General features: G+C 66.4%; 17 protein-coding genes. 12 read left to right on the top strand and 5 right to left on the bottom strand.

Going from position 1 to position 18,353, the window contains the following annotated elements; translation table 11 throughout:
- Nucleotides 1–577: 577 nt before the first annotated feature.
- Nucleotides 578–901 (top strand): hypothetical protein, encoded by a 324-nt coding sequence (locus AB4061_RS03450; RefSeq protein WP_441630894.1) that lies wholly within the window; start codon nucleotides 578–580, stop codon nucleotides 899–901.
- Between the two features lie 196 nt (nucleotides 902–1,097).
- Here AB4061_RS03450 and AB4061_RS03445 read toward each other — a convergent pair whose 3' ends face one another.
- Nucleotides 1,098–2,333, bottom strand: coding sequence for an FAD-dependent oxidoreductase (locus tag AB4061_RS03445; RefSeq protein ID WP_441630892.1), 1,236 nt, complete (start codon nucleotides 2,331–2,333; stop codon nucleotides 1,098–1,100).
- 49 nt (nucleotides 2,334–2,382) lie between these two features.
- A complete protein-coding gene (locus AB4061_RS03440) occupies nucleotides 2,383–2,868 on the bottom strand; it encodes a hypothetical protein (RefSeq protein WP_441630890.1) in 486 nt (161 codons plus the stop codon).
- A 113-nt stretch (nucleotides 2,869–2,981) separates the two neighbouring features.
- On the opposite strand from AB4061_RS03440, the gene AB4061_RS03435 reads away from it, so the two are divergent.
- The 8 genes from AB4061_RS03435 (at nucleotide 2,982) to AB4061_RS03400 (ending at nucleotide 12,594) form a co-directional block, all read left to right on the top strand.
- Nucleotides 2,982–3,848: an AraC family transcriptional regulator gene (locus AB4061_RS03435; protein ID WP_441630888.1), complete on the top strand. Its 867-nt coding sequence runs from the start codon at nucleotides 2,982–2,984 to the stop codon at nucleotides 3,846–3,848.
- 139 nt (nucleotides 3,849–3,987) lie between these two features.
- On the top strand, nucleotides 3,988–4,425 hold the full coding sequence (locus AB4061_RS03430; protein ID WP_441630886.1) for a MarR family winged helix-turn-helix transcriptional regulator: 438 nt from the start codon (nucleotides 3,988–3,990) through the stop codon (nucleotides 4,423–4,425).
- A gap of 42 nt (nucleotides 4,426–4,467) precedes the next feature.
- Nucleotides 4,468–6,003: an efflux transporter outer membrane subunit gene (locus tag AB4061_RS03425; protein ID WP_441630884.1), complete on the top strand. Its 1,536-nt coding sequence runs from the start codon at nucleotides 4,468–4,470 to the stop codon at nucleotides 6,001–6,003.
- Between the two features lie 73 nt (nucleotides 6,004–6,076).
- On the top strand, nucleotides 6,077–7,348 hold the full coding sequence (locus AB4061_RS03420; RefSeq protein WP_441630882.1) for an HlyD family secretion protein: 1,272 nt from the start codon (nucleotides 6,077–6,079) through the stop codon (nucleotides 7,346–7,348).
- A 110-nt stretch (nucleotides 7,349–7,458) separates the two neighbouring features.
- Complete coding sequence (locus AB4061_RS03415) at nucleotides 7,459–9,024, top strand: DHA2 family efflux MFS transporter permease subunit (protein ID WP_441630880.1); 1,566 nt, start codon at nucleotides 7,459–7,461, stop codon at nucleotides 9,022–9,024.
- A gap of 254 nt (nucleotides 9,025–9,278) precedes the next feature.
- Nucleotides 9,279–10,493, top strand: a complete 1,215-nt coding sequence (locus tag AB4061_RS03410) for an NnrS family protein (protein ID WP_441630878.1) — start codon at nucleotides 9,279–9,281, stop codon at nucleotides 10,491–10,493.
- A 115-nt stretch (nucleotides 10,494–10,608) separates the two neighbouring features.
- Nucleotides 10,609–12,060: a MocR-like pyridoxine biosynthesis transcription factor PdxR gene (gene pdxR / locus AB4061_RS03405; RefSeq protein WP_441630876.1), complete on the top strand. Its 1,452-nt coding sequence runs from the start codon at nucleotides 10,609–10,611 to the stop codon at nucleotides 12,058–12,060.
- Nucleotides 12,061–12,156: 96 nt separating this feature from the next.
- Nucleotides 12,157–12,594 carry a carboxymuconolactone decarboxylase family protein gene (locus tag AB4061_RS03400; RefSeq protein ID WP_441630874.1) on the top strand — a complete coding sequence of 146 codons (438 nt, stop codon included), beginning with the start codon at nucleotides 12,157–12,159 and terminating at the stop codon, nucleotides 12,592–12,594.
- Nucleotides 12,595–12,638: 44 nt separating this feature from the next.
- Here the strand turns inward: AB4061_RS03400 and AB4061_RS03395 are convergent, their stop codons facing one another.
- Complete coding sequence (locus AB4061_RS03395; protein WP_441630872.1) at nucleotides 12,639–13,163, bottom strand: RrF2 family transcriptional regulator; 525 nt, start codon at nucleotides 13,161–13,163, stop codon at nucleotides 12,639–12,641.
- A gap of 301 nt (nucleotides 13,164–13,464) precedes the next feature.
- Between AB4061_RS03395 and AB4061_RS03390 the strand changes: the two genes are divergently transcribed.
- Nucleotides 13,465–14,676 (top strand): globin domain-containing protein, encoded by a 1,212-nt coding sequence (locus AB4061_RS03390; RefSeq protein WP_441630870.1) that lies wholly within the window; start codon nucleotides 13,465–13,467, stop codon nucleotides 14,674–14,676.
- Nucleotides 14,677–14,750: 74 nt separating this feature from the next.
- Here the strand turns inward: AB4061_RS03390 and AB4061_RS03385 are convergent, their stop codons facing one another.
- Nucleotides 14,751–16,175: a heavy metal sensor histidine kinase gene (locus AB4061_RS03385; protein WP_441630868.1), complete on the bottom strand. Its 1,425-nt coding sequence runs from the start codon at nucleotides 16,173–16,175 to the stop codon at nucleotides 14,751–14,753.
- Nucleotides 16,172–16,843: a heavy metal response regulator transcription factor gene (locus tag AB4061_RS03380; RefSeq protein ID WP_441630866.1), complete on the bottom strand. Its 672-nt coding sequence runs from the start codon at nucleotides 16,841–16,843 to the stop codon at nucleotides 16,172–16,174. Before AB4061_RS03380 ends, AB4061_RS03385 begins: the two co-directional genes overlap by 4 nt.
- Nucleotides 16,844–16,990: 147 nt before the next feature.
- On the opposite strand from AB4061_RS03380, the gene AB4061_RS03375 reads away from it, so the two are divergent.
- Both AB4061_RS03375 and AB4061_RS03370 read left to right on the top strand, forming a co-directional pair.
- Nucleotides 16,991–17,632 (top strand): hypothetical protein, encoded by a 642-nt coding sequence (locus AB4061_RS03375; RefSeq protein ID WP_441630864.1) that lies wholly within the window; start codon nucleotides 16,991–16,993, stop codon nucleotides 17,630–17,632.
- Nucleotides 17,633–17,693: 61 nt separating this feature from the next.
- Nucleotides 17,694–18,341, top strand: a complete 648-nt coding sequence (locus tag AB4061_RS03370; RefSeq protein WP_441630862.1) for a cytochrome b/b6 domain-containing protein — start codon at nucleotides 17,694–17,696, stop codon at nucleotides 18,339–18,341.
- Nucleotides 18,342–18,353: the final 12 nt, after the last annotated feature.

Genomic DNA, 18,353 nt, shown 5'->3' with positions numbered 1-18,353 from the left:
TAGATAGATAAGCTGACCAAAAAAAACGGGGATTCCCCGGGTGATGCGCTGGATCCTCTTTCCTGCTTCAGCTTTTCTTGCTGGGGCGGAGCAGCGGCTTCCATGTCGTGAATATTATCTACTGGTAGATAGATAGTCAAGGGGTTTTTTGATCGGATACCAGAAATCCAGGATATCGCGCAAAGCGCACATGGACCGAGGCGATGCGCTCGAAGAAAAACCAGGATAGCCAGGAACGCCAGAAAGATCAGGGGAATGCACCGGCCGCTGCGCACGTTTCGCGCTCCGGGACAGGGCGCTGCCGAAAGGAAAAAACGCAACAAGGATTTACAACGTTTTACTACGGCCTCCCCGGGATTCGCTCCTACGATGAACTGTGCGGGACGCGGCATAGGCGGGCGCGGGGCGAGTACTCATATGCCCTGGCCTGCCTTCACTTGTGTGCCCCGCTGGCCCACCGAGGTTACCGCCCCAGTTTGTCTGGCGTGGCGCAGATGCCAGCTATTCCGGCCAGCCTGTGCCCGAGCGCTCCCTCGCTGAACCATAGGCGACCACCTCCTTACCACCGGAGCAAGAGATGCGCAGAGTACTCACGTTGACGTTACTTGTCGCCGCCGCAACGGCTTCAGGCTTGAGCTATGGCCAGCAGAAAAAGTTCGACCCGTACACCGACGGGGCCAAGGCCAGCAAGGCCGATCCCTATACGGATGGAGCGAAAACCGGCAAATTCGATCCCTACACGGATGGCGCGAAGCAATCCACGCAAATGGACCTGAATGCCACGCAGGGCAAGCCCGATCCTTACACGGACGGGGCCAAGGCCGGCAAGGCGGATCCCTATACGGACGGCGCCAAGGCCGGCAAGGCCGACCCGTACACGGACGGCGCGAAATCGAAGTAACGAGCAGCCGAAAGGCGCGGCACCCTACGTTGCCGCGCCGCCGCGTGGCAATGCTGATGCCTGGGCAATAGCGCCCCGGCTTCGGACCTTTGCAGCGGCAACCCCGCGCGACCCCTTGCCTGGCCGCGGAGGCTGTACTTGTGTGCGCAAATTCACGTTGCCCTCCCCCCCTTGCCCGCTTCCCCCATCGCGACGTCTAGCCAGCCAGGATCCGCTCCGGTTGCCGGCCGCTGGCGCCCAGCAACACCTCCGTGCCGCGCTGCGATGCCAGGATGGCGCGTGCACTGTATTCGCGCATGGCGGTTTCGTAGCCGCCAATGGCCGCCCGCAGCGAGCGGCGGCCGGCGGCGGCCTCGCCCAGCTGCCGCGATAGCAGGAGCGCATCGTGCAGCGCCGTGTTCGCGCCCAGGCCGCCGGCCGGGCTCATGGCGTGGATGGCGTCTCCCAGCACCGTGACGGCACTGCTTGGCCAGGCAGCGGGCACATCTGCCGTCCTGACTGGCACCACGGCCAGCGAGGCACGATCGCTCTGCTGGAACAGCGGGCGCAGCCCGGCATGCCACCCCGCCGTGATGCGTTCGAGGCGTGCGGCAAGCGCGTCCTGTTGCAACGCATCCCCGGCTTCCCAGCCGATGCCAAGGGCTTCGCGCGCGCCAAAGATGGCCCAGTAAAGGTAGTCGCCAGGCATGCTCAGGCGGTACCCCGCGGGCGGTGGCCGGAACCGCATCGGATCGATGATGACGGCCAGGCCATCGCCGAAGACGATCGACGTCCTGGCCGGCAGCAAGCCGGATAGCCGCACCAGCGTGGCAGGCGTGGGATAGGTCTTGCCGTAGAGGCAGGCAAACCCGGTATCGGCCGGTGCCGCGCTCGGCAGGCGCCGCCGGCGCACCCTTGAATTGACGCCATCCGCCGCGACGAGTAAGTCCGATACGGTGGATGAACCATCGGAGAAGCCCGTTTGCACGCGAGCGTCGTCGTCCTCGCGGTAACGCACGAACGCCTTGCTGAAATGCACCCGGTCCTCGATGCCATGCATCAGGACTTCGCGCAGCGTCTGGCGGTTCACGCTCAGGTCTTCTGCTTCTGCTTCTGCTTCCGCTTCCGCTGCGGCGGGCGCATCGCCGCGGCCACGCCGCCACGACTCCACCCACCTGCCGCTGACGGCCTCGAGCCCGGTGTCGACTATGTTGACGCCAGCGTTGGGGATGGCACCAGTCGCCTGGAACACGCTGAGCAGCGCCGCAGGCAGGCAACCCTTCAAGGCCTCTTGGCCCGCGTGGTCGATCCGGATGCGGTAGCCCTGCGTACGGCTGGCCAGCGCGGCGTCGCGCTCATAGACGTCGAAGGCAATGCCGCGCCGCTTGAGCCCTTGCGCCAGGCATAAGCCTCCCAGGCCGGCGCCGATGATGGTGATGTGCAGTGGTTTCATAGGCAGGAAGAATGTCGCGGTTTGGGCCATGACGGTGGTTGTACAGCGCTCAACGGGCGGCTGCCCCGGGTGCCGGTGCATCCGCGGGTGCATCCGGCGTGGTCTCGTCCAGCGCCCGCGCGGCCAGCGCAAGCGCGTCGGCCATGGTGGCGGAAATCGCCATGGGAATGCCAAAGGCCTTGACGGCAAGCAATGCCTGGGCCCTGAGCGCGGCCCGCTTGATCGGGTCGGGCTCGATGTGGATCAGCGCCTTGCATACCGCGCCGAGCGGCGCCTTGCACTGTTTCAGCCACAAGGCGCGCTGCTTGCGGTCCTCCTGCGTCTCCTCGGCTGGCCGCTGGTCATGGATCAGGACAAAAGGCCGGCCCTGCTCGACCAGCGCGGTCATCTCCTCGCGCCACTGGATGGCATAGCCCGGCTGCATGGCCTGCGTGCGGCCGATCACGATGGGAAAACGGCTGGCGTCGTAAATCTGGCAGCTGGGAATTTCCGATATTGCGGGTATTGCCGGCATGGCGGGGATTGCGGTCTGCATGTGGATCTCCTGCGGCGCGGGGAAATGTGGATGGCGGCGCCTTGGGAGCAGTATCTGGCGTAAACGCGTAGACTCGATATCGTTATCCTGCCTAAAAATAATGCATTTCAGCCATGTCGTCGCATCCATCCCATCCTGCGCCCTCTGCCCGCGTGACAGCGGAGACGGAAAGCCTGCTGGCCGCCTTTGCCGACACCAGCGAACAGCCGGACGGCCCTGCCCTGATCGCGATGCGCGGCGCCGACAAGGCGGACAACGAGTTCCGGCTCGGCACGCGTGAGCTGGGCTGGCACAGCCACGTGCGCGGCCAGCTGTTCTGCATCGACAACGGCCTGGTGCATGTCCGCACGCAGCGCGGCTCCTGGCTGCTGCCCGCCCAGCGGGCTGGCTGGATGCCGCCGGGGGAAATGCACCGGGTCACGATCAGCGGCGTGCTGAGCGGCTGGAATGTGTGGATCGCGCCCGCCGCGGCGCAGGACCTGCCCAGCATGCCCTGCGTGGTGGGGACCAGCGATGTCATGCGCGCGCTGATCAGCCGCGCTGCGTCGTGGCCTTCACCGTTCACGCTGGACGCCGCACAGGAGCGGATCATCGCCGTGCTGCTCGATGAGATCCGGCAGGCGCCACAACAACCCCTGCACCTGCCGCTGCCCAGCGACCGGCGTGCCTGCCGCATCAGCGACGCCATCCTGGCGCAGCCCGATGACCACCGCAGCCTGGTGGAATGGGCGGCCTGGGCCGGCTTGTCTGCGCGCACGCTTTCGCGCGTGTTCCTGGGCGAGACCGGCCTGAGCTTCGCCAACTGGCGGCAGCAGGCGCGCCTCACGCTGGCGCTGGAGCGGCTCGCGCGCGGCGAGGCCGTGGGCGAGGTTGCGCAGGCGCTGGGCTACGCCACGCCAAGCAACTTCATCGCCATGTTCCGCCGCGCGTTTGGCGATTCTCCGGCCCGGTATTTCGCCAGCCGCGGGGTGCATGCGTAGCCATCCGTGCCGGGAAGCGGCGCATTGGGAACCTGTTGGTCGCCTTCTGCGCACGCGCTAAACAATGTAGATTCTGACCTTGAATTTATCTGACTTATCAAATATTATCCAGCCAGCAGACGGCAGACAGGAGGTAACCATGAAGCACTACACGAAAGGGACTTTCAACCTGACGGATAGCGTCGGCTTTTATCTCAACAAGGCTCGCAATCTTGTGCTGATGGAGATGGACGCGGCCCTGAAAGAGCTGGATATCACCGCTCAGCAGATGGGCATCCTGCTGTCGCTGTCGCGCGGCACGGCCACCACCCCGTTCGAGCTGAGCAAGCTGCTGGTGATCGACACCGGCCTGATGACCCGCATCCTCGACAAGCTGGAGCACAAGGGCCTCTTGACCCGCTCGCGCAGCGTGGATGACCGCCGCGTGGTGAACCTGGAACTCACCGCCAAGGGCCACAGCGTTGCCAACCAGATCCCGGAGATCGCCCCCGAGGTGCTCAATGCGCGCCTCAAGAATTTCAGCAAGAGCGAGTTCGACGAATTGTTGCGCCTGCTCGACAAATTCTCGGCCGCCTGAGCGCGCGTCTTTTTTTTAACCATTTATCTGACAAATCAGAAAATGAAAACGCAGACTTCTCGAACGACCGGCCGCGCCCTGCGCTCCGCCAAGGTCCTGCCCCTGCTGCTCAGCGCCTGGCTGGCCGGCTGCGCCAGCTACGCGGGCATCTCCAGCGACAAGCACGTCGCCGAGCCCAACGCGCTGGAAACCACTGCCAGCCTGCCCGCCGAGCAAGGCCACTGGCCCGCGGCCGACTGGGCCGCCCAGTTCGGCGACGCGCAGCTGCGCGCGCTGATTGCCGAGGCGCTCGAAGGCAGCCCGTCGATCGACATGGCCAAGGCTCGCCTGGCCGCCGCCGCTGCCTACAGCGAAGGTGCCAATGCCAACACCTTGCCGCGCGTGGATGCGGCTTACGCCTTGACCCGCCAGCAGTATTCGGCCACGGCCATGGTGCCGCCGCCCATCGCGGGTTCCTGGCAGACCGAAAACCGTGGCCTGATCAGCGCCACCTATGAACTCGACCTGTGGGGCAAGAACCGCGAAGCCCTGGCCTCATCGGTCTCGGCCCGCCGTGCCGCCGAGGCGGAATCGGAGCAGGTCCGCCTGTCCGTCAGCTCGGCCGTGGCCCGCGCCTATAACGAACTGGCCCGCCTGTACGCCCTGCTCGACATCGCCCAGGACGAAGTCAGGCAGCGCAGCGCGCTGGCCCGCATCACCCACGCGCGCGCCGCCTCCGGCCTGGACACCGAAGTGGAACAGCGCACCGCCGACGCCAACCTCGACGCCAGCAACGCGGCGGTCACGGCGCTCAACGGCGCAGTTCTCAATGCGCGCTACCAACTGGGCGCCCTGCTCGGCCGCGGCCCGGACCGCGGCCTGGCCCTCGCGCGGCCCACGCTGAGCCCCGGCGATGCAGTGCGGCTGCCGGACAACCTCCCAGCCGACCTGGTTTCGCGCCGCCCCGACATCGTTGCCGCAAGGTGGCGCGTGGATGCCAGCACACACGACATCAAGGTGGCCAAGGCCGGCTTCTATCCCGACATCAACCTGAGCGCCGCGATTGGCCTGGATGCCTTTGGCTTTGGCCGCTTTCTCACCGCCGCCAGCCGCACCGCCAGCGCCGGCCCAGCCATCCACCTGCCGATCTTCGATGCCGGCGCGCTGCGCGCACAGTTGAAGGGCCGCTACGCGGAATTCGACATGGCGGTGGCGAACTACAACCAGACGCTGATCGGCGCCCTGACCGACGTGGCGACGCAACTGGCCCAGATCCGCACGATCGATGCGCAACTGGCCGATGCACTGCGCGCCGAGCAAAACAGCCGCCGTGCCCGCGACCTGGCCCTTGCGCAATATCGCCAGGGCCTGACGACCCAGCTCACCGTGCTGAACGCGGAAACCAACGCGCTGGCCCGCACCCAGGCCGTAGCCCAACTGCGCATGACGCGCCGCGACCGCCAGATCGCGCTAGCGGCTTCGCTTGGCGGCGGCTACACGGACACGTCCGCGGTGGCGCACGCCGCGGCGGCCGCGCAGCCGCCGGTCCTTGGCGCCGCCGCGCCGGGCGCTCCCGTACAGCCGCAATATCCGCAATAACCGGGATAACCGCGATAGCCGCTCAACGCCGATACCGCCACACGCCACCGATACCAATACCGAGGTGATCAACATGACCGAAGCTACCCAGACCGAAACCACCGCCGACAGCAACAGGAACAGCAGCACTGCCCCCGCCAGCAAGATGGCCACCCGCAAGCGCCTGCTCGCCGCGCTGGGCCTGGCCTCCCTGACTGCCGCCGGCGGCTACGCTGGCTACTACTTCACCTACGCTGTGCATTACGAAGACACCGACGACGCCTACGTCAACGGTAACCTCGTGCAGCTCACGCCGCAGGTCAGCGGAACCGTGATCAGCGTCAACGCCGACGACACGCAGATCGTCCAGGCCGGCGAAGCCGTGGTCAACCTCGACCCGGCCGATGCGCAGGTCGCGCTGGGCAACGCCCAGGCCCAGCTCGCGCAAACGGTACGGCAGGTCAGCGCCCTCTACGTTAACAACAACGTCTACCAGGCCGCGATCCAGCAGCGCCAGGCCGACCTGGGCAAGGCCCGCGACGATTTCCAGCGCCGCAGCCAAGTGACGGAAACCGGGGCCGTGTCCGCGGAAGACGTGGCCCACGCCCGCGACGCGGTCAAGACCGCCGAGGCCGCGCTCGAAGCTGCCCGCCAGCAACTTGCGTCCAACCGCGCCATGACCGACCAGACCACGGTCGCCGAGCACCCCGCCGTACAGGCCGCCGCCGCCAAGCTGCGCGACGCGCATCTCGCCCTGGCGCGCAACACGCTGCCGGCGCCCGTCACGGGCTATGTGGCACGCCGCTCGGTGCAGGTCGGCCAGCGCGTGGCCCCAGGCGCCCCGATGATGGCCATCGTCCCGCTGGATGGCGTGTGGGTAGATGCCAACTTCAAGGAAGTCCAGCTCCAGCACATGCGAATCGGCCAGCCGGTTGTGCTGCGCGCGGACGTGTACGGCAGCAGCGTGCGCTATCACGGCCGCGTGGTGGGCTTCTCCGCCGGCACCGGCAGCGCGTTCTCGGCGTTGCCGGCACAAAACGCCACCGGCAACTGGATCAAGGTAGTGCAACGCCTGCCCGCCCGCATCGAGCTCGATCCGGCGGAGCTGCGTGCCCACCCGCTGCAGATCGGCTTGTCGATGCAGGTCGACGTGGACACCAGGGACCGCAGCGGCGCGCAACTCGGCGCGGTCAAGAAAACCACCTACAGCACCAATGTCTACCATGGCTATGGGGAGCAAGCCGATGCTGAAATCGCTCGCATCATCGCGCTGAACAGCACCTCGGGCGCATCCAGCCAGGGCGCACAGGCCACCGCGGTTGCCGCGAAGACGGCGGAAAAGCCGGCCAAAGGTGCAGTCCTGTAATGCCTTGCCAAGATTTTTCTTCGTCATTTATCTGATAACTCAGATTTCTAAATCGAAATCAAATCCGGCAAGGGCCGGCCGACACAAGCCAGTGACCCGTCGAGTTCAACATGGAAAACACCAACACAGCCGAACCGCTCCAGCCCCCGCCGCTTACCGGCGGCAAGCTGGTGCTAGCCACCTTCGCGGTAGCGCTCGCCACCTTCATGAACGTGCTCGACTCGTCGATCGCCAACGTGGCCATTCCCACCATCTCCGGCAACCTCGGCGTGTCGGTGGACGAAGGCACGTGGGTCATCACGCTGTTCGCCGCCGCCAACGCGGTATCGATCCCGCTCACAGGCTGGCTGACCCAGCGCATCGGGCAAATCCGCCTGTTCGTCGGCGCCATCCTGCTGTTCGTGCTGTCGTCCTGGCTGTGCGGCATTGCGCCCACCCTGCCAATCCTGCTGGCCGCGCGCGTGCTGCAAGGCGCCGTGGCCGGCCCGCTGATTCCGCTCTCGCAGGCCATCCTGCTTGGCTCGTATCCCAAGCAACGCAGTTCCACGGCGCTGGCGCTGTGGGCCATGACGGCCACCGTGGGCCCGATTGCCGGCCCGGCGCTGGGTGGCTGGATGACCGACCGCTACTCCTGGTCGTGGATCTTCTACATCAACATTCCCGTAGGCCTGTTCGCCGCCGCCGTCACCTGGATCATCTACCGCTCGCGTGAAACACCGAAGCGCGCGCTGCCGATCGACAAGGTTGGCCTGGCTTCGCTCATCACCTGGGTGGCAGCGCTGCAGATCATGCTCGACAAGGGCAAGGATCTCGACTGGTTCCATTCGTCGCTGATCGTGGGCCTGGGTGTCGTTGCGTTGATCAGCTTTATCTTCTTCGTGATCTGGGAGCTGACTGAAGAGCATCCGATCGTCGATCTCAAGCTGTTTGCCGGGCGCAACTTCCTTGGCGGCACCGTGGCGATTTCGGTAGCCTTCGGCGTATTCTTCGCTAACCTGGTCCTGCTGCCGCAATGGATGCAGCAGTACCTTGGCTACCCGGCCGTGAATGCCGGCCTGGTGACCGCGCCGCTGGGCATCTTCGCCGTGATACTGGCGCCGGTGCTGGGCAAGATCATGCCGCGCTCCGATACGCGGGTGCTGGCGACCATGGCCTTTGCCGGCTTCGCCGCAGTGTTCTTCATGCGCTCGGGCTACACCACCACGGTGGACACCTGGACGCTGGTGCTGCCCACGTTATTGCAAGGCATCCCCACCGCGCTGTTCTTCGTGCCGCTGACCGCGATCATCCTGTCGGGGCTGTCGCCAGACAAGATTCCGGCCGCCGCGGGCCTGTCGAACTTTGTTCGCGTGTTCACCGGCGCGGTAGGGACGTCGCTGGCCAGCACGGCCTGGAACGACCGCAATGTCCTGCACCACTCGCAACTCGCGGAGCAGGCCAGCCAGCACAACCCGGCCTTTGTGCACACGCTGGAAGCCTTGCAGGCCACGGCCGGGTTCAGCCATGAGCAGGCGATGGCGTTCTTCGAACGCAACCTCACCACGCAAGCCGCCATGCTTGGCTTGAACGATATCTTCTGGATCTCGGGCGTGATCTTCATCGCGATCATTCCGCTGATCTGGTTCACCAAGCCGGCCAAGGGCGGCAATGCTGCCGCTGCTGCGGCCGCGCACTGAAGGCGCGCGGGAGCTTGCATGAATGGGGGGCGATCCGGCCTGCTTGCTTGCCGCCCTGCCGCGCCGCGTGTCACCCCGTTGACACATCAGCATTTTATGTTGCATTTGAAATGCTTGTTTTATAGAATCGTTCACAGGTTGCTGCGCCGCACGATATGCGAAGTCTGTTGGCAAGCGCACAGACAAAGACCGACGAACACTGACAAACACCAACGGCAATCCAGCGTTTCATCCCACCCTTTGCGAGAGGCGTCATGCTGCCCCAGCCACAAACCCAGCCATCTACCCGGCCGCCAACCGGCGCCGGATACCACAGCCACCCCGTGCTTGCGCTCGCGTTCCGGCCCTTCTATCTGCTGGCGGCGGGCTTCGCCGTAGTGGCCATCGGCGTGTGGGCAGCCATTTACCTGGGCTGGTGGCCCCGGTCTGGCGCACAGCCGGCCATGGGCGGCATGCTGTGGCATGCGCACGAGATGGTGTTTGGCTTTGCCGCCGTGGTTGTGGCCGGCTTCTTGTTTACCGCCGGCAAGAACTGGACGGGACAGCAGACGCCGCAGGGCTGGCTGCTGGGTGGTCTCGCCGCTGTGTGGCTCGCGGCGCGCGTGGCGATGTGGACCGGGCCCGCCCCTGCCGCGGCCGTGCTGGACCTCGCCTTCCTGCTGCTGTGCGCCACCGCCTTCCTGCGCGTGCTGGTGCGCGCCGGCAGCGTGCGCAACTATGGCCTTGCCGCCGCCCTGTTCCTGCTGTGGGCGCTGAACGTGGTGTTCCACCTGGCGATGGCGAGAGGCGCCGTGCACGTCGCACTGCAAAGTGCCGATGCCGGCATCGGCCTGGTCGTCATCTTCATTACCGTGATCGGCGGGCGGGTGATCCCGATGTTCACCGCCAATACCGTGCCCGGCGTACGCATCCGGCGCTCGACGCCGGTGGAGCGCAGCGTGGTGGCGCTGACGCTGGCCGCGATGATCGCCTGCACGCTGGCGCCGCGCGGCATGGCAACCGCGGCCATCGCGCTGCTGGCTGCGCTGGCGCAAGCGCTGCGGCTTGGCGGCTGGAGCTCGTGGCACACGGTGCGCAAGCCGCTGATCGCCATCCTTCACCTGGCGTATGCCTGCCTGCCGCTGGGCCTGGTGCTGCTGGCGGCGTCCGCCCTGGGCTGGACCGACCGCTCGACGGCGCTGCACGCCCTCACCGTAGGCGCGATCGGCTGCGCCATCCTGGGGATGATCACGCGCACCGCGCTGGGCCACACCGGCCGCAAGCTGGAAGCGGGTGCGATGGAGCACGCCGCCTACGCGTGCATCGGCCTGGCCGCTGTCGTCCGCGTGATCGGGCCGCTGCTGTTGCCGCAATTCAAACCGTACTGGATCGCCAGCGCGGCGGCGCTCTGGATGGCGGCCTTCGCGCTGTACCTGCTGAAGTACGTGCCCTACCTGACCCGGCCCCGGGCCGACGGACGGGAAGGTTAAGGCTTCGCGCGATGCCCCCCTCCGAACGAGACCACGCGCCCCGCTTTCCCCACCTGCCCGCCTCGGCCTTTGGCATCATGGCGGATCCAGGTAACCACCGGCACAAGATGAAGAGATGGATGTCCATTTGAGCATTCACGGCCGGCAGGGCCTTGCCGGCCAACTCTATCGGCAGTTGCGGGCGGGCATCGTCGACGGCCGGCTGGCGCCGGGTGAAAGGCTGCCGTCGACCCGTGACCTTGCCACGCAGCTTGGGGTATCGCGCAAGACCACGCTCGACGTGTTCGAGCGGCTGATTGCCGAGGGCTACCTGCGCTCCCGCGCCGGCGACGGCACCTTCGTCGCGCACGAGATGACGGGCCTGGCGCCATCGCCGTCACCGCTCTCCCCCAGCGCCGGCTCCGGCTCGATCTGGGAAGCGCTGCCCGACCCCCTTCCCCATACGCCACCCGGCGCCGCGCCAGCGTTCGACTTCGTGGGCGGCGTCACCGACAAGGGCATGTTTCCCTTCGACAAATGGCGTAGCTGTGTCAGCCACGCGCTACGCGTGCAGGCCCGCGGGCGCGGCAGCTACCGGGATCCCGCCGGCGAGCAGGAACTGCGGCTTGCGGTGTCGCGCTACCTGGCGTTCAGCCGCGCCGTGGTCAGCAACTGGCAGGACGTCGTCGTCACGCAGGGCGCGCAGCAGGCGATCGACCTGATGGCGCGGGTGGTCATCCGCCCCGGCGACGTGGTGGCGGTGGAGGATCCCGGGTATCCGCCCGCGCGCATTGCGTTTTCCGCGCTGGGCGCGCAGGTGGCTTATGTCCCCGTGGATGCGCAGGGGCTGGTAGTGGAAGCCCTGCCGGACAACGCGCGCATTGTCTACGTCACGCCGTCCCACCAGTTTCCACTGGGCATGGCGATGAGCCTGGAGCGGCGCGTGGCGCTGCTCGAGTGGGCGCAACGCCGCGGCGCGCTGGTGCTGGAGGACGACTACGACGGCGAGTACCGTTTCATGGGCCACCCGATGGAGTCGCTCAAGAGCCTGGACAAGACAGGGGTGGTGGCATACGTCGGCACCTTCTCCAAGACGATCTTCCCCGAGTTGCGCATCGGCTACGTGATTCCCCCGGCGCCGCTGGGCACAGCCGTGCGCCGGGCCAAGCAGGTCAGCGACTGGCACAGCTGCACCATGACGCAGACGGCGCTGGCCAAGTTCATGCTCGACGGCCACTTCGCCAAGCACCTGCGGCGCATGCGCAAGGAGTACGCCGCACGCCGCGCCGCATTGCTTGAACACCTGCAGGGCCCGTTGAGCCCGTGGTTCACGCCCCACGCGCCGGCCGCGGGCATCCACATGGTGGCCCACCTGAAGATGCCGCACGACGAGACCGCGCTGATCGCGCGCGCCGCCGCCGTATCGGTCGGCCTGTATGGCATTGCAGGCATGTACGGCGGGCAGGCGCCGGCACCTGGCATCCTGTTTGGCTACGGTGGCATCAGCGTGGCGGACATCCACGCCGGCATGGAGAAGCTGGCCGGGGCGCTGGCGGCGGACGGTCCGCCACTGGTTACCTCAAATTAGGGAAAACTGGCTATTTTGCATAGCCAGTCGCCGTCCTATTCTTGTTCCCGTCGCGCCTCCACACTGATGGCGCAAAACGCAAGGCAGGAGCAAACCATGGAACAACGTCTCGACTTCTACAAAGCCAGTCCCGCCGCCATCAAGGCCATGCTCGGCCTGGAAGAACGCATCGGCAAGAGCGGCCTGGAAAAACCGCTGGTAGAGCTGGTGCGCCTGCGCGCTTCGCAGATCAATGGCTGCGCCTATTGCATCGACCTGCACACCACCGATGCGCGCAAGGGCGGCGAGAATGACCGCCGCCTGGCCACCCTGTCGGCCTGGCGCGAAACGCCCTTCTTCACTGACCGCGAGCGCGCCGCGCTGGCCTGGACGGAAGCCGTCACGCTGGTCGCCCAGGATCATGTGCCCGACGCTGTCTGGGAAGCGGTTCGCGCCCACTTCGGCGACGCCGAGCTGGTCGACCTGACCCTGCTGATTGCCACGATCAACAGCTGGAACCGTTTCGCCATCTCGTTTCGCAAGACGCCGGCCTGAACCCGGGCCGACTTCGCCAGCCGGGAGATCGGCGCAACGCGGGCTTACTGCTCGCCAGCGCCCTCGGCTGCCGCCTGGGAGGCCTTGGCCTTGCGCGTCACGTTCTTGACCGGGATGCCGGTCAGGGTGGCCGCGCCGCCGTCGCCAAATGCCCGGGTGAGCGCCGCAGGCTTCTCCACCAGATCCTGCAAGCTATACGCGTCCAGCACCTCGAAATAAGCCCGCAACGCCGCGGACAGCACGCCGCGCAAGCCGCATACGCGGGTGATGATGCAGTGGTTGTCGTCGCCCTGGAAGCACTCCACCAGGTTGAAATCCGACTCCATGGTCCGGATCACCTCACCCACATTGATCTCCGACGCCGGCCGGCCCAGCTCGATGCCGCCGGCGCGCCCGCGCACCGTATGCAGGAAGCCGGACTGGCCGAGCTTTTGCACGATCTTGATCAGGTGGTTCTTGGGAATGCCGAATGCATCCGCGATGTGCTGGATGGTGACCAGCTCGCCCGGATGGACCGCGACATAGATCAGGGTCCGCAGACTGTAATCGGTGTAGTCGGTCAGTCTCATGGAAAAGTCCGGTTTGCGGCGATGATGTACGGGGTAGCCAGGATGGCGCTCCGGCGGGCATTGCGCCTCAGTGCGGCGGCCGTCGCAGTCTAACATGGACCAAAGATGCATCTTTGCGCGCTGCCGCAAATTTTATGTTGCATTGCAAATGCATGTTTAATAAAATCGGTTCCAAGGCGTCGCCACCTGACCGCGTCCAGGCTGAACCGAGACCGCACCCAGACCGTACGGCGCCACCGCACCACGGTGCGGAGTCATTTTTCTTTTTTGTTGCATTTTATGCACATCTTTGGAGGTTGCCGTGCTGTCCGAACAATCGAGACCCCTGATCGACGCTAGCGTCCCCGTGCTGCGCGAACATGGCCTGGCCATTACCCAGACGTTCTATCGCAACATGTTTGCCGATCGGCCCGAGCTGACCAACCTGTTCAACATGGGCAACCAGGCCAACGGTTCGCAGCAGCAGTCGCTCGCCTCCGCCGTGTTTGCCTATGCCGCCAACTATGGCGACAACAGCGCCCTGGCACCGGTGGTCAGCCGCATCGTCCACAAGCACGTCTCGGTCGGCATCAAGCCCAGCCACTACGCCATCGTCGCGCGCCACCTGCTCGGCGCCATTGGCGAAGTGCTTGGCGATGCCGCCACCGCGGCGCTGGTCGCCGCCTGGGACGAAGCCTACTGGCTGCTCGCCGCCGAACTGATCGCCGCGGAAGCCCGTCTCTACGAGCGCGCGCAAACCGGCCCCGATCACCGCCAGCCCGTGCGCATCGTCGCGCGCGAAGAACAAAGCGCCGACATCACCGCCTTCACGCTCGAAGCCGTGGGCGGCACCACGCTGGCAGACTTCCTGCCCGGCCAGTACATCTCCGTGGTGGTGGAACTCACCCCCGGCGCCTTCCAGCAACGCCAGTACAGTTTGTCCGACGCGCCCAACGGCAAGACCTGGCGCATCTCGGTCAAGCGCGACCGCGGCAATGGCGAGGACCTGCCCGCCGGCGCGGTCTCGAACTGGCTGCACGAGAACGCCCGCGAAGGCGACGTGCTGCTGGTCAGCCAGCCCTTCGGCGACTTCGTCCCGCGCATCGAGCCCAGCACCCCCATCGTGCTGCTCTCGGCCGGCGTCGGCGTCACGCCCATGATCTGCGCGCTGAACACCGTCGCGCAGCGCAACCCTTCACGCAAGGTCGTATTCGGCCACGCCGCGCGCATGGCCTCGCACGTGGCGCACCTGAAGGACGTCAAGCATGCCGCCCGCAAGCTGCCCAAGCTGCGCACGCACTTTTTCCTGGAATCCGAGGAGCCGGCGGAATTTCTGGCGCAACCCGCCCTGCCCGGCCGCATGGATATCGATGTGATTCTGGCCGACGAAGATCTTGCGGATGCGGACTTCTACCTGTGCGGGCCGCTGCCGTTCATGCAGGCACAGCGCGCGGCGCTGCAGGCGCGTGGGGTGAAGGCGGAACGGGTGCACCGGGAGGTGTTTGGGCCGGATTTGCTGGATACGCTGCTGTAACGTTAAAAACCAGACGGCAACAAAGCGCGCGGGGACCCCGCGCGCACGGCTGGCAGGCGCCAGCCACCACAAGCTCAGGAAGCCGGCCCTTGCTGCCGCGGGAACCGCAGCGCAAACCGCACCAGCCCAGGCGCGGGGCAACTGGCCTTCACGCCACCGCCGTGCAGCACCATGATGGCCTTCACGATAGCCAGGCCGAGGCCGTTGGACTCGGCGACCCGGCTGCGCGCGGCATCGCCGCGATAGAAGCGGTCGAACAGGCGGTCGAGCTGGCCTTGCGGGATGGCCTCGCCCTGGTTCTCCACCGAAACGACAATGCCGTCAGCCTCTTCGGTACTGCTCAGGCGCACCACGCTGCCCGGCGTGCCGTAGCGCACGGCATTGACCACCAGGTTGTTGATGGCGCGCCGGCACAGCAGCGGATTGGCCCAGACCGTGCCGAGCGCCTCCACTTCGAATGTCATCGCCTTCTCGTCCGCCGGCCCTTCGAAATACTCGGCGATCTTGTTGAGCTCGTCAGGCAGCGACACCGGGGCACGCTCGATAACCAGCCCGGCATGGTCGGCCTGCGCCAGGAACAGGATGTTCTCGGCGATATGGCCAAGCCGGTTCAGCTCCTCCAGGTTGGACTCGAGGACGTCCTGGTATTCCTCCGGCCGGCGCGACTGGCTCAGCGTGACCTGGGTCTGGCCGATCAGCGCGCCCACGGGCGTGCGGATCTCGTGGGCCAGGTCGGCGGAGAACTGGGACAGGCGCTCGTAACCGTCGGCCAGCCGGTCCAGCATGGCGTTGAACGCGCCGACGAGGCCACGCAGCTCGGCGGGGGCATCCCGCTCATCCAGGCGCACCGCCAGGCTGGCCGGGCTGATCTCGGCGGCACGCGCGGCGATGCTGCCAACCGGCTTGAGCCCACGCCGGATAGCGAAAAAGGCGAGCGCGGTCGCCGCCAGCATGCCGACCAGCGCGGCCAGCACCACGCGGTCGCGGTAGGCGGCGAGCATCCGCACTTCGTTGCTCATCGGATGCGCGGCGATCACCTCGACCACGCCGCCGTCCTCGCTGGAGCGCGCCATCGCGGCCGCCCAGTGCACCGGCACGCCGTTGTCCAGCCGGGTGCGCAGGATGCTGGCCGCGCTCAGGCCGGCGCCGTCGCCCGGCGCGGACGCCTCGAGCTTTGCCGGCACCGGCAGGTTGTCCGGGTTGACGTGGATAAACGGCGGCTCGCCCGGCTTGCGGAAAATCAGCACGTCGCGCTCGGCGCCGAGCATGGATTCGAACAGCAAAGGCCGGTCCTTGAGCTCGCCGACGGTGTACACATCGCTGGCCAGCCGGCGGAAATGCGCCACGCGCCCGATCAGCTGCAGATCGGCGCGAGCCTCCATCGAGGTCTTGACGGACTGGTAGAAATACGCGCCCAGCGCGCCGATCACCACGCAGGCAATCGCGGCGAACAACAACGTGGTGCGCGCGGTCAGTGAGCGCGAGGACCAGGCTTTCACGCGCCCTCGCCAAAGGTATAGCCGATGCTGCGCACGGTATGGATGAGCTTCTTGTCGAAGGGCTGGTCGACCTTGGCGCGCAGCCGCTTGATGGCCACGTCAACGACGTTGGTGTCGCTGTCGAAGTTCATGTCCCACACCTCGGCGGCGATCAGCGTGCGCGACAGCGCCTCGCCCTGGCGCTTGACCAGCAGGTGCAGCAGCAGGAATTCCTTGTTGGTCAGCACGATCTCCACGCCCTGGCGCGTCACCTTGCGGCGCAGGACATCGAGCTTGAGGTCGGCGAATTCGAACAGTTCCGCCTCGCGCACCACGCCGCGGCGCAGCAGCGTGCGGATGCGCAGCACCAGCTCGATGAACGAGAACGGCTTGACCAGGTAATCGTCGGCGCCGAGCTCAAGCCCGTGGATGCGGTCGTTGACGTGGTCGCGCGCGGTCAGGAAGATCACCGGCAGGTCGCGCCGCGCGCGCAGCGTGCGCATGATTTCCCAGCCGTCGATGCCCGGCAGCATCACGTCGAGCACGACGAGGTCGTAGGGATGCTCCAGCGCCATGTGCAGGCCGTCCGTGCCGGTGCGCGCGAGATCCACGGCGTAGCCGCTTTCGCGCAAACCCTTCTTGAGGTAATCGCCGGTCTTGGGGTCGTCTTCGATGACGAGGATGCTCATGATGCGCAAAGCCATTCAAGGGTATGCCGCCATTCTAGCGGTGGCCGGATCCCTGATTTATGACATTTTGGTCATCAAAAAGTCATCCGAGCGACCCGACCATCCTCCTAACCTACGAAGCACTTTCCACGCACCAGGAGTTCCAGGATGAAGATCGTTTCGAGCATGTTGACGCGTACCTTGGTGGCCCCGGCGCTGCTCGCCGGCGCCATGTTTGCCGCATCGCCCGCGGTGCTGGCACAGCCCGCTCCCGCCGCCACGCCGACCGGCGTGCGCGGCACCGTGACCGCCTTCGCCGGCGACACGCTGAAGGTGCGCACGCGGTCGGGACAGGACCTGGAAGTGGGCCTGACCAAGGACACGGCGGTGCGCGCGGTGACGCTGGCCAAGGTCGATGAGATCAAGCCCGGCAGCTATATCGGCTCGGCCGCCGTGCCGCAGGCGGATGGCTCGCTCAAGGCGCTCGAGGTGCACGTGTTCCCGCCCAGCATGCGCGGCAGCGGCGAAGGCCACCGTGCGTGGGACCTCGGCAAGAACAGCAGCATGACCAACGGCACCGTAGGCAACGTGGTGGTCAGCAACGGCCGCACCATCACCGTGAAGTACCCCGACGGCGAAAAGCGCATCGTGATCCCCAACGACGTGCCCATCGTCAACCTGGAGCCCAGCGACCGCTCCTTGCTGGTCCCCGGCGCGCATATCGTGCTGTTTGCCAGCAAAGGCGCCGACGGCGGACTGACCGCGCGCTTTATCTCGGCCGGCAAGCAAGGCGTCGTGCCGCCGATGTAAGACCCGCCCGGGCCGGCGCTGTCCGGCCTGGCTCCTTGCTGTACCGCCAACGCTCCCCCTCATGCGCAAGCTCCCCTCCTCCGCACCCGCGCGGCGCGCCATCGTCCATCCGCTGGTCGTGCGCGCCACGCACTGGGTCAACGCTTTCGCCATGGCCTGCATGGTGATGAGCGGTTGGGCAATCTATAACGCCTCGCCGCTGTTTCCCTTCAAATTTCCGGCCTGGGCGACGGTGGGCGGCTGGCTGGGCGGCTCGATCGCATGGCATTTCGCGGCCATGTGGCTGCTGGCCGCCAATGGCCTGGTCTACCTGGCCTATGGCCTCGCCACGCGGCATTTCCGGCGCCATTTCCTGCCGCTGAGCGCGCGTGGCGTCCTGCGTGACGCGTCGCTCGCCATCCGGCTGCGCCTGCCGCACCGGCCCGGCGCCTACAACGCGGTGCAGAGGCTGATGTATGTGGCGGTGCTGCTGCTGGGCGTGCTGGTGGTGGCATCCGGGCTGGCCATCTGGAAGCCCGTGCAGCTGGACTGGCTGGCGACGCTGTTTGGCGGGTTCGACACGGCGCGCCATGTGCATTTCTTTGCCATGGCGGGGATCGCGGGCTTTGTGGTGATTCACCTGGCGCTGGTCATCCTGGTGCCGGCCACCTTGTTGCCAATGTTGACCGGACGCGCCGGGCGCGCTGGCCATGGAGATGTCAAAGCATGAGCGCCCCCAACG

Source organism: Cupriavidus sp. YAF13 (assembly GCF_052113425.1).
In the GTDB taxonomy this organism is placed as follows: domain Bacteria; phylum Pseudomonadota; class Gammaproteobacteria; order Burkholderiales; family Burkholderiaceae; genus Cupriavidus.
The sequence above is the reverse complement of the archived record's forward strand: the minus strand, read 5'-3'. Positions and strand labels throughout refer to the sequence as shown.

Coding starts and splice junctions, on each gene's coding strand:
- AB4061_RS03450 (WP_441630894.1), top strand. CDS start 578: ATGCGCAGAGTACTCACGTTGACGTTACTTGTCGCCGCCGCAACGGCT.
- AB4061_RS03445 (WP_441630892.1), bottom strand. CDS start 2,333: ATGAAACCACTGCACATCACCATCATCGGCGCCGGCCTGGGAGGCTTA.
- AB4061_RS03440 (WP_441630890.1), bottom strand. CDS start 2,868: ATGCAGACCGCAATCCCCGCCATGCCGGCAATACCCGCAATATCGGAA.
- AB4061_RS03435 (WP_441630888.1), top strand. CDS start 2,982: ATGTCGTCGCATCCATCCCATCCTGCGCCCTCTGCCCGCGTGACAGCG.
- AB4061_RS03430 (WP_441630886.1), top strand. CDS start 3,988: ATGAAGCACTACACGAAAGGGACTTTCAACCTGACGGATAGCGTCGGC.
- AB4061_RS03425 (WP_441630884.1), top strand. CDS start 4,468: ATGAAAACGCAGACTTCTCGAACGACCGGCCGCGCCCTGCGCTCCGCC.
- AB4061_RS03420 (WP_441630882.1), top strand. CDS start 6,077: ATGACCGAAGCTACCCAGACCGAAACCACCGCCGACAGCAACAGGAAC.
- AB4061_RS03415 (WP_441630880.1), top strand. CDS start 7,459: ATGGAAAACACCAACACAGCCGAACCGCTCCAGCCCCCGCCGCTTACC.
- AB4061_RS03410 (WP_441630878.1), top strand. CDS start 9,279: ATGCTGCCCCAGCCACAAACCCAGCCATCTACCCGGCCGCCAACCGGC.
- pdxR (WP_441630876.1), top strand. CDS start 10,609: ATGGATGTCCATTTGAGCATTCACGGCCGGCAGGGCCTTGCCGGCCAA.
- AB4061_RS03400 (WP_441630874.1), top strand. CDS start 12,157: ATGGAACAACGTCTCGACTTCTACAAAGCCAGTCCCGCCGCCATCAAG.
- AB4061_RS03395 (WP_441630872.1), bottom strand. CDS start 13,163: ATGAGACTGACCGACTACACCGATTACAGTCTGCGGACCCTGATCTAT.
- AB4061_RS03380 (WP_441630866.1), bottom strand. CDS start 16,843: ATGAGCATCCTCGTCATCGAAGACGACCCCAAGACCGGCGATTACCTC.
- AB4061_RS03375 (WP_441630864.1), top strand. CDS start 16,991: ATGAAGATCGTTTCGAGCATGTTGACGCGTACCTTGGTGGCCCCGGCG.
- AB4061_RS03370 (WP_441630862.1), top strand. CDS start 17,694: ATGCGCAAGCTCCCCTCCTCCGCACCCGCGCGGCGCGCCATCGTCCAT.